The sequence below is a fragment of the Teichococcus aerophilus genome, from assembly GCF_014490485.1.
Classification (GTDB): domain Bacteria; phylum Pseudomonadota; class Alphaproteobacteria; order Acetobacterales; family Acetobacteraceae; genus Pseudoroseomonas; species Pseudoroseomonas aerophila.
In genome coordinates this window covers 1-10,314 of record NZ_JACTVA010000086.1, presented here as the reverse complement: position 1 = coordinate 10,314, position 10,314 = coordinate 1, and the positions used below count along the sequence as shown (strand labels likewise).

At 55.5% G+C, this 10,314-nt stretch carries 5 protein-coding genes and 3 pseudogenes; 4 read left to right on the top strand and 4 right to left on the bottom strand.

Going from position 1 to position 10,314, the window contains the following annotated elements:
- Together IBL26_RS24310 and IBL26_RS25820 are read right to left on the bottom strand one after the other, a co-directional pair.
- A pseudogene (locus IBL26_RS24310) lies at positions 1-98 on the bottom strand (IS5/IS1182 family transposase); the annotation flags it as partial.
- A 45-nt stretch (positions 99-143) separates the two neighbouring features.
- Positions 144-296: a hypothetical protein gene (locus tag IBL26_RS25820; RefSeq protein ID WP_187787095.1), complete on the bottom strand. Its 153-nt coding sequence runs from the start codon at positions 294-296 to the stop codon at positions 144-146.
- On the opposite strand from IBL26_RS25820, the gene IBL26_RS26190 reads away from it, so the two are divergent.
- The 3 genes from IBL26_RS26190 to IBL26_RS24290 all read left to right on the top strand — a co-directional run bounded on the left by IBL26_RS26190 (position 249) and on the right by IBL26_RS24290 (position 2,997).
- Positions 249-749 (top strand): AtaL-like protein, encoded by a 501-nt coding sequence (locus IBL26_RS26190; protein WP_367615504.1) that lies wholly within the window; start codon positions 249-251, stop codon positions 747-749. The two genes, IBL26_RS25820 and IBL26_RS26190, sit on opposite strands and share 48 nt — an antisense overlap.
- Positions 750-1,085: 336 nt before the next feature.
- The gene (locus IBL26_RS24295) at positions 1,086-1,367 is read left to right on the top strand and encodes a hypothetical protein (RefSeq protein WP_187787094.1); all 282 of its coding nucleotides are present in this window, start codon (positions 1,086-1,088) and stop codon (positions 1,365-1,367) included.
- 19 nt (positions 1,368-1,386) lie between these two features.
- Positions 1,387-2,997, top strand: coding sequence for a putative bifunctional diguanylate cyclase/phosphodiesterase (locus IBL26_RS24290; protein ID WP_187787093.1), 1,611 nt, complete (start codon positions 1,387-1,389; stop codon positions 2,995-2,997).
- A gap of 448 nt (positions 2,998-3,445) precedes the next feature.
- On the opposite strand, the pseudogene IBL26_RS24285 reads toward IBL26_RS24290, so the two are convergent.
- Together IBL26_RS24285 and IBL26_RS24280 are read right to left on the bottom strand one after the other, a co-directional pair.
- Positions 3,446-4,625, bottom strand: a pseudogene (locus IBL26_RS24285) (IS701 family transposase); the annotation flags it as partial.
- Between the two features lie 55 nt (positions 4,626-4,680).
- Positions 4,681-5,523 (bottom strand): annotated as a pseudogene (locus IBL26_RS24280) (IS5 family transposase).
- Between the two features lie 213 nt (positions 5,524-5,736).
- Here IBL26_RS24280 and IBL26_RS24275 point away from each other — a divergent pair.
- Positions 5,737-10,134 carry a DUF4214 domain-containing protein gene (locus IBL26_RS24275; RefSeq protein ID WP_187787092.1) on the top strand — a complete coding sequence of 1,466 codons (4,398 nt, stop codon included), beginning with the start codon at positions 5,737-5,739 and terminating at the stop codon, positions 10,132-10,134.
- Positions 10,135-10,314: the final 180 nt, after the last annotated feature.

The window sequence follows — 10,314 nt, the reverse complement described above, 5'->3', positions numbered from 1 at the left end:
CGCAGTTGGGCATCCTCGGACAGCAATGTCAGGTAGGGCGCCACCAACGCCCATTCGTCGTCGGAAACGTCAGAGGGGCAGGGCTTGCGGGCACTCATGCCCCGCAGCCTGATCGTTACCCAGCCCCAGGTCTATAACAGCCTCTAGGCGACCACACTGCCGGGTTCGAGCAGAATCTGCGCCAGTTCATGCCGAGCTGGATGGTCTTCGACAGGCGCTGGATGGCCGAGCGGTTTCTGACCGACGGCATGCTGCCCGATGCCGGCGATGTCGAGCAACCGACTACGATGCTTCATCGTCCCTGCGTTCCTACCGTGATCACGTTGCGCAGATCGCCGGCTGGCAGCTCTTCCAACCGATCGTACAAGGACCGCCACCATGATCTATTCCACTACAACCGTCACGGTGAACCCGGAAGGCGAGACAGGCTGACCCGCGAACAAGTCTGGAAGGGCCTGGAGCTGAAAGCCAGGGACGCTCGCCTCTTCCTGTCGCCGGGGGTCTCTGCACCTGCTGCGATGTCACGGAGAAGAGTGCCACCCAATTTCGTCCGCGACGCCCAGGCCACCGGTCCACGCGAAGGCACGATCATAACAAGTTGTTCGAGGATGAAGACAGCGAATTGCGACTTAGATTCTTTTGCTAACTTGGGCTGCGCGACAGACAGCCGAACGGCACCGAGGAACAGGCCGAGCAATCTCAGCTCGGCAGCGACACAGGGTACACCGTTGCCCGGCTATCGGCGCTGAATCGCACTTGGGAGATCGTGGCCGGGCAACTCTGATCCCTGCTTCCCGTACTGCCGAACAGTGAAGCGAACGCCTGACAGCCAGGGATCCGGCGCCTGCGCGCCGCCTCACTTGGTCATCGAAAACCACGATTCTCGCAGGCACGCAGAAGGCGGCGGGCTCATGGCGAGCCTATGCTGTAAACGGGGAGGTAGCTAATGATCGTTAGATCGATTTCTACTTGCACGCCATCATCCCAAGTCGCCCAAATTAACTTGAAAAAGCAAATCTCCCTTTAGGTAGTATAAAGGGTTCGAAGTTTAAATGAGTGCGATCTAGGTGTTCACAGGGGCTGTCATGCGATCCGCTGAATATCTTTATAAATCATATGTTATCAAAGTCCTCGAAACCGATTTTGGTGTACTGGCTCGTCCGTTTCTCAACGGTCGATGGCTGCGTGATATCGCTGACCATGGCGGAGCCACTCGCCTTGAAGCCGTAAGCCGAATGCAGGCGGCGCTTGATGATCTTGAACTGGAGACCGACACTGATCAGCAAGATGGGATCGCTTCGGACTGCATTGCTCGCGTCTCTCAGCAGGCTGGTGCAGCGGAATCCGCAGCCAGCTTGCTCGCGTGACCCGCTGTAGGTAACTGAGATGCATAAGTTTCGGCGTCCAGATCTTCACTCTCGACTGAGCATTTGGTGTCGACATTTGGGGCGGCCCCGGAAGGATCTCCTCCTTCTGACGGCGAGCGGCTTTGCGACCTACATTGTTGCGCTGCTCTTCGACAGCTACGAAGTCATTCATCAATTCGCAGAAGCGCATGAAGCCTGGCAGCTCGATGAGATTATGACTGCCTTCTTCCTACTTCCGATCGGCACGTCGATCTATGCCTTCAGAAGGAACCAGGACCTTAAGCGTGAGAAGGAGGCGGCGCGTAAGGCCGAACTGGAAGTCCAACGTCTCGCCACTCATGATGCGTTGACGGGTCTGCCAAACCGGAGAAAGCTTGCCCGTGATTTGGAGCATTGCCTCTCCGAGAACAGAGATCTTGGTCAGGCGCTCTGTTTGATCCAGATCGATATGGATCACTTCAAGCACGTCAATGAGCGGCATGGCCATATGATCGGCGATCAGATTCTGCAATTCATCGCAATGCGCTTGGCTGGGGTCGTCCGGCGCGATGACATCGTAGCAAAACGCGGAGGGGATGAGTTTACTGTAGTTGCTCAATTGAGCCAGGGCCTCGGCGAGGCTGCTCGTATTGCCGCGCGTATCCTCGATGCTCTGCAGTCCGAGTTCGATGTCAACGGCGTCTCCATTCATCTCGGAGCAAGCCTGGGCGTCGCTGTTGCGCCCGTGGACGCAACAGATGCAGCCACACTCCACCGGCGAGCGGATACAGCATTACAATGGGCAAAAGCGGAAGGCCGCGGTCGCATCCGATTTTTCGAGCCCAAAATGGATGCCAGCGTGCAGGAGCGAATTCGTCTGCGGGACGAGCTTCAGCCTGCAATTCAGGCCGGCCACCTGGAGCCCTACTTTCAGCCGCTGATCAACCTGGAAACCCAAGAGATCATAGGCTTCGAGGTGTTGGCGCGGTGGCAGCACGCCACTTTGGGGCAGGTGCCGCCGTGTACCTTCATTTCGGTAGCCGAGGATAGTGGGCTGATTGGGGCGCTCACTCGCGGCATTCTGAAGCGCGCTTGTTCCTCAGCTCTGCATTGGCCTGCTCATCTCGTGATTGCTGTCAATCTGTCGCCCTTGCAGCTATCCGACCCTACATTGGTAGACAGTGTCATTAGCATCCTGGCAGAAACTGGCTTTCCGCCGCGTAGATTGGAGCTGGAGATCACTGAGAGCGCATTGGTGGGTGACGTGTCCATGGCTCAGGATATTGTTCGTGCTCTGAAGGCAGTGGGAGTTAGAATTGCCTTGGATGATTTCGGAACTGGATACTCTAGTCTTGTTCATCTCAGATCGTTCCCCTTCGACAAAATCAAGGTTGATGCGAGTTTCGTTCGTTCCATGGCGACCGAGGTTGACAGCCGTAAGATTGTGAGTGCCGTCATTGGTCTGGGTCGGAATCTGGGTATGACGGTGTTGGCGGAGGGTATTGAAGTTCAGGAGCAGGCTGAGGTTCTTCGCGAATTGGGGTGCCCTCTCGGCCAAGGATGGCTGTACGGCAAAGCGGTCCCTGCATCAGCGGCAGCTGCGATGGTCGATGCTCTACTGCCAGCTATGAGAACGAGCCTCAGCCAATGACGAGAAGGTGCTGCACAGCCGCAGGCGTCTTACCGGCACGGACGCCCCCAAGCGCGACGCTTGTAGGTCGGTCATCCTCATGTACGGCCTTATAAAGCTGGCCTCTGCCGCCGGATCCTTCGGTCGGAGGTATCACATGGCCACGTCGGCCGAGCGGTACCGGGTCTCTCGCATCACCTGCGCCAAGTCCGCCCCCGCCTCGCCGGCAGCCGTCGCCAGCCCAGCCGCAGGGAACGGCCGGAAAAGCGCTCAGCCCTCTAGCATCACAGTTGCGTTCTTCGTTTAATGTGAGCGTGCTGTGCGGCGGCTTGGTGTGCTCTTCGCCAGAGCGACCATGCGATGATGCTGGCAGGTCGAATACGCCGCTGTGCCAGGCGAACGGCTCTGCGGCGGATTTCCTGGATCGACCAGCGGACGAGGTCTGCCGTGTCCGGCGGACCATCGGTGTTTTTTGGGGGGTCGGCCGGTTCGCATGATGGCGGATCACCGCCATCATCGCGAAAGCCAGCATCACCAGCGACACGTGGCGGTGCCAACCATGCCAGGACCTGGTTTCGTTATGGGGTCAGGCCAAGTTCGTTCCTGGCGGTCTCGAAGCTATCCTCAATGGCCCAGCGATGTCCTTCGACAGCAACGAGCGTCTCGATGGCTGTTCCGGCCGGGCACCAGATGGTGAAGTAGGCCATCTCGCCATCGGCGATGTGGCGACGGATCAGCAGGCCGCGCGTCCACAATCCTTTGGCTCCCGGGCAGAACTCATCGCTTCGAGGTCTGCCAACTCCAGGTAGGCCCAATCGTGCAGGCGCTCGCCCTTCGTGCGCAAACCGGCGGACAGACGTCGCCAGGCGGCAGCATCGAGATCCTTGGCGATCTCCTCGGCAGTCCCCGCAACCGCGGGTTTGCCATGCCAGGAGCCGAAGTCATGGGTGGCGTTCACGCCGAGCACGTAGCCCTTGCCTGCGCGGCGCCATCTCGATGTCGCCGACGCCATAGACGCTATCGGCCGCGACCCAGCCAAAGGGCACCCCGGCGCCGATGGCCCGCTCAATCATGCTGAGCGCCATGGCGGGCTTGGTGGCGAAGGTGGTTCTGGCAGGAACATGGGCCGCGGCCATGCGCGCCGGATCATCGGTCCAACGCTTGGGCAGGTAGAGCGCACGGTCGATGAAGGCGTGGCCGTGACGCGAGACGTAGGCCGCGAACACGCCGATCTGGCAATTGGTGATCTTGCCTGCTGAGCCGGTGTACTGCCGTCCCACCCCACAAGAGACCTTACCCTGCTTGAGGAAGCCAGTCTCATCGATGACCAGCACGGCCTCCTCCGCCGCGAGATGCTCAACGACGTAATCCCGGACGATGTCGCGCAGTGCATCGGCCTCCCAGCGACCACGGCCAAGAATGGCCTGCTGTCGCCATGGCCCAGGATCGCCCGCCGCCTCGGCCCGCATCCAACCCGTCTTGCGGCGCTCCGCGCCCAGCAGCCCATCCAGGAACAACCCGGCCGAAGCTGCGACCCGCTCCTGCGTGAACAGCGGCCGGATGCGGGCTTTCACCTCACGCAGCGACGCTGCCCAGAGCTCCAGCGTCGTCTCGATTGATGCGCCCGACATCCATGATCGCCGAATCATGACCACCCATAGATTCAGAGGTCGACCGAAGATGCAACTGTAATGCTAGAGGTTGTTATGGACCTGCGGCGAGTTGGGCGGCCTGCTTGAGCATAATGCAGGCGAAGGCGACGAGGTGCAGGTCGGCGAGGGTTGAGGCATAGCGCTCATAGTCCTTCACTAAGCGCTGAAAGCGCGTGGCCCAGGCAAAGGATCGCTCGACCACCCAGCGCCTTGGCAGCAGCACGAAGCCGCGTTTGGCTTCGGCCAACTTGACGACTTCCAACTCGATGCCGTGCGCCTGAGCTGCGTCGGCGGCCTTCCGGCCGGGGTAGCCCTGATCGACGTAGGCGAGATCGACGCTACTCCCCGCCGATGCCTGGACCGCCTGCGCGAGACGCCCGACTTCGGCCCGGTCGTCAGCCGTGGCAGGCGTGACGTGCAGAGCCAGCACATGGCCCAGCGTGTCGACCGCCAGGTGCAGCTTGGAACCCTTCTTCCGCTTGGCACCGTCTTAGCCCGCCCGTTCACCGCTTTCGGGAGTGGAACGCAAAGTGCGGCTGTCCAGGATCGCAGCGCTGGGCTCGGCTTTACGGCCCGCCGACAGACGCAGGACCGTGCGCAGATCCTCGGCCAGCGCCTCGAAGCAGCCGGCCGCCAGCCAACGCTGCGCCTGCTGGTAGACTGCGGCCCACGGCGGCAGGTCATTCGGCATCCAGCGCCACGGCGCACCGGTCTTGACAATGTAGCGGAGGCCATTGAACACCTCGCGCAGCGAGTGTTCCCGTTGCCCAACCTCTTCCGGCAGCAGCGTCAGATAGGGCGCGACCAGCGCCCATTCCTCATCGGATACATGAGACGGTACGGCTTGCGGGCACTCATGTCCCGCAGTCTGATCGTTACCGACCCGCAGGTCCATAACAGCCTCTAGATTGGTGCCCAAGTCCGACACATCTTGCGCCGAAGCACTCCGACAACAGGAGGCCGCCAATGATCATAGTTAGCGCCGCAATGAAGGTGTCACGGTTCCCGACGATCAACCCTCAAGGGAACAGCAAGCGAGGCAAACGGGGTAACCGTCATTTAAGCGTTCAGGCCCACAGTCAGGCAAATTTTTTATCGGATTTGCAAAATGGATTTTTCCGAACTCATGGGAACGCTTTGCCCAGCCGGTGCGTGTAGCGCTTGCGCCGGCTGCAGCACCCAACTTCGCAGCTACGTTGAGAATGCAGACGCCTATAAGAATGATCCCGCGATCAAAAAATCAGCATACTCGCCGGCAAAGGCGCCGCTCGAAGTGGCATCTGTTCTATATGAGAGTTGGGAGGCTGCCTACTGGACTGGAGGGAAACTAAGCAAGCCAACTGTAGTAACATATTACTTTAGCGATAAACACGCAGACTTCCATGGGAATGTTTCTGGGGTAATATACACCTCGACGGGAACTAGTTACACATGGCAGGAACAGTGGAAAGAAGCCATCCGCCTGGCTGCGGCTGTTCATAACTCAGCCTCAGGCCTTATGCTGATTGAGGTCGATGATCCTTCTATGGCCGACATCACGTGGCGAATCGAAGAGATGGTGGAAGCTAGCGGTTTGGGCCTCGTCATGGCTCCGGGACCGACCGCCTTCAACGGCGACATTTGGATCAACGCGAAATACATTGATCAACTGCAAAAAATGGATCTGATGCCAGGAGGTCAAGGCTTTGAGTTCTTAATACACGAGTTTGGGCATGCTATCGGCATGAACCATCTATATGCCGGACGTTACGTTCTACCGAACGTAGAGTTTAACCGCTCTGTCTCCATCATGACACATGAAGAAGACCCAACCGGTCTTATGCACTCGTTGTCTGCGATCGACATCGGCGCATTGTCTTATGTTTATGGGACAAATGCTCAGAAAAATGCGGCACCTGTACAGTGGGAGCAGTTATCAGGTGGTGGCCTGAAGAGCGTTGGCTCCGATGCTGGCAATACCATTGTCGGAATTGCAGCGAAAGACTGGGAAGTTGGCGGAGCAGGCAATGATAAGTTGAATGGCGGTGAGGGTGATGACTTTCTTGATCCAGGATTAGGGCAAGATATTGTGCTTGGTGGGGCCGGTACAGACACTCTTATTGTTAGCGTGCGCATGCGCGTTCTACTTCAAAATCCTGAGTACCTGATCTTCCGTGATAACACCATGCAAACGGGCGATCAGTCTGGAAAAGAAGGGGTATTCAAAAACGGCGCTAACGCGATTGCGTTCACCGGGATTGAAAAAATCCAGTTCCTGGACGGAATCCTAGACCTTCGTGACAGAACCTGGAGTATTTTCAAAGAGTCGGATTTTGTCAATCGCGCAGTGAAGGTTGTTACTGGATCAGACGCAAATGATCTACAGCTAAAAGCCTACGCAGAAGCAGTTCAGCTAGGAGGAAAATCGGAAGCGGAGGTATTATCCCGTATTATTTCTGACTATCAGGCCTCGCGTCCGTTGATGAATGACAGGGAGTTCGTGCAGCTCATTGTTAGAAACTCCTACGGAGATCTAGAGAATAATCACTTTGTCGATGGCTTAATCAAAGGGCTTCAACAGGGGCTCTGGACCCGCGATTCATTGGCTCTGACATTTGCGAACTCTGCCGAGGTTCTGGGTTCAGAAGCGGCCCTATCTAACATTATGGCGGCCAGGTTACCGCGGAACGCAGACAACATCATCACTGTCACGTCGGAGCGCGCATACGAAGGCACTTCAGCAAATGACGTTTTCATAGCTCAAAGCGGCGGAGGTTTTCTGAAGGGCAATGGCGGACATGACCAGCTGTTCGTGTCTACTCTGCGTCCAGTCAATCTCGACACGATTTTAAAACTCGGTGAAAATGGCACAGGCGAAGGAAAGTCCGGAAGTCTGTATCTCGACGGGAAATTTGTGCAATTCGAGTCTATCGAAGAGGTTCGCTTTTTAAACGGGAGCATAAATTTCAATGGCGACAGTGTTGCAGCGAAAATAACGCGAGCTTTTCTGACATCTGTAGGTCACGCCCCGGATGCTGAGAAGTTGGCCGATCTTGTGAGGCTGGTGTCCGCCGGGAATGAGACCATTCAGACCATCGCACAGGACCTCGTAAGGTCGCCTGAATTCGCAAAGATGTATGCATCAATTGTCGGTTCGACTGCCAGCGAAGCAGTGCTGCTGCGTGGAGATTTCATAAAGCATATCTGGCAGGTCGCCCTTGGCCGGGAACCGACTAAAACTGAAATGAATCAGTGGCAGGATATTCTCAGCAATCAAGGGCACGCTTATACAGGTTACCTGATCGACGTCCTGACTTCGTCTATCGAAGGAAAGGCGCATTTTGCAAGCACTATTGCTGCAGGGATCTGGGTTCCGGACGAAGCGGGTGCAGATGTCTCGAGGATCTTCCATGGAGTCATTGGAAGGCTCCCGCTAGAGACGGAACTGGGGCCGTTGACCTGGAAAGTAGTCGTCGGCGGCGAATCCTATATCGATATCGCGAAGCACCTGCTTGATCTTGTATTCCCTAGCTCTGATTCCGCCTTAAGTTTTGTAAACAGCGCTTCACATAAAATTCTAGGACATAGCGTTGACCAACATACTGCAGAGGTGTGGGGCCAGAAAATCGCCTCTGGTGTCGTTGATCGCGCAGAGTTTGTCCTAACTTTGATTAATGAGCCATCTCATTATGGTGAGTGGTTGGGCCATGTTAGTGCAGCGAACGGTGCCATTGCCGAAGCAGCTACGGAAATCCAGCTGATCTCTAGCCAGCTATTTGAAAACGATCCAGGTGCTGTAATCGGTCACTTGCTCTGGGAGCAATCTTCAATAGGGGAAGTAAAATACACCGTAGATGATCCGCGTTTTGAGATCGACGGACATGGGCAAATCCGCCTTCGACAGGGCGTGTTTGTAGACCATGAGTCCACCTCCAAAATTATATTGACGGTCACAGCGACTGACGCATTCATGCTGCCGCACAAAAAGGCATTCGTAGTAGAAGTGCTAGACGTTAATGAGGTCCCTAGCGCATTGACGTTGAGCGGGACGTCGGTGCGCGAGAACGAGAAGGGCGCGGTGATTGGTGTCCTCGGGTACTCCGACCCGGACAAGAACGAAGTCGTTCGGTACAGTCTTTCCGACAGCCGCTTCGAGGTGGTGGACGGAAAGCTGGCCTTGAAGGCTGGCATAGCCTTGGATTTCGAAAGCCAGGCTGTGATCCCGTTGTCGATCACAGCGACCGATAAGAGCGGGTTGTCTACCAGCCGGGATGTCAACATCCAAGTCATCGACGTTAATGAGGCCCCTAGTCACATTAAATTCGGCGAATTTAGGATCTACTCCCAGGTGGGCGGAGTTAGCATGGGTTTGATTTCTGTGACAGACCCGGATTTCGGAGACAGATTGAGTATCTCTCTATCGGACGACCGGATGGAAGTTGTTAATGGAATAATGAAACTGAAAAATGGGCTTTCTTTTGATAATATCAATGACGAGATTTATAAAGTTAATATTACGGTTACTGATCTTAGTGGACTAGAATCATATCGAAATGTCGATTTCACGGTGTTTGGAGCTAAGCCCCCTCAGTATCTTCACCAGGGCGGCAGTGTTGCCGGCTTTTCGCTCTCCGATGGACTCGCCGTTAGGAGCCTTACAGTTATGAGCGATATTCACAGCATCAGTTCAATTTCAGGCGTACTCAGTGTCCATTTGAACGATGGCAATGTGGTCTCATTTGGCAAGGAGGTGGAGGCAATAAAACTCGGTGATGGGGAAGTTAATTTTTCGGGCAGTTCGCATCCTGCCCAGGTTATGATGATGTATGAAGGGTTATTGGGAAGAACTGCTGATAAAGTCGGACTCAATTTCTGGTCTGGCCACTTGCAGGATGGGGATCAAGCGTCGTCTGTGGCTGCGTCCATCATGTCTAGCGGAGAGTTCCAGACACGTTCGGGGAATCTCACGGATGAAAATTTTGTCAAATATTTGTACGGTGGGATTTTGGGGCGCGCCGCAGATGAGGGGGGATTGATGAGTCATGTATCCAACTTGCAACACGGCGTAACGCGGGAAAATTTAGTGAGCAACTTTGTTAATAGTAGAGAAGCGATCAATAAATTTGAGGCTTCAAACCCGAACGGAGTCTGGACAGTCGATAGTAACGCAAGAAGCATTCACATGCTCTATGATGCGATTCTCGATCGGGCAGTTGACGAAGGTGGGCTTCAGACCTGGACCTCTGCTTTAAAAAATGGATGGGATATTAAATCTATTGCAGGGGCTCTTTTGAATTCTAGTGAATTTAATGAGTCTCATCACGGTATCTCAGACCAAGATTTTGTTGCCCTTATTTACCATAATGCATTGGAGAGATCGCCTGATCAGACTGGATTCTCATTTTGGTCCGATAAGCTATCTACACATAGCGTGTCGCGGGAGGATGTAGCTGTAATTATCGGAACATCTGCCGAGCAGACTGCACAATTCGATCTGCATCCTGTTTCGGATATATTTGGAATTTGAGCATCTAACCGAATTAATGGTTTCGTTGATGTTGGCGTAAGCGGCCTTGAAGACGGCTAGCTTACGCCACGCAGCGTCTGTAGCATTGGTGAGGCGGCGCAATTAGAGGCTGTTATGGACCTTTGGGCGGGTAATGATCAGGCTGTAGGGCATGAGTGCCCGCAAGCCGTACCCCTCTGA

Excerpts from the sequence above, each read along its gene's own strand:
- IBL26_RS26190 (WP_367615504.1), top strand. The coding sequence starts at position 249 with ATGCTGCCCGATGCCGGCGATGTCGAGCAACCGACTACGATGCTTCAT.
- IBL26_RS25820 (WP_187787095.1), bottom strand. The coding sequence starts at position 296 with ATGAAGCATCGTAGTCGGTTGCTCGACATCGCCGGCATCGGGCAGCAT.
- IBL26_RS24295 (WP_187787094.1), top strand. The coding sequence starts at position 1,086 with ATGCGATCCGCTGAATATCTTTATAAATCATATGTTATCAAAGTCCTC.
- IBL26_RS24290 (WP_187787093.1), top strand. The coding sequence starts at position 1,387 with ATGCATAAGTTTCGGCGTCCAGATCTTCACTCTCGACTGAGCATTTGG.
- IBL26_RS24275 (WP_187787092.1), top strand. The coding sequence starts at position 5,737 with ATGGATTTTTCCGAACTCATGGGAACGCTTTGCCCAGCCGGTGCGTGT.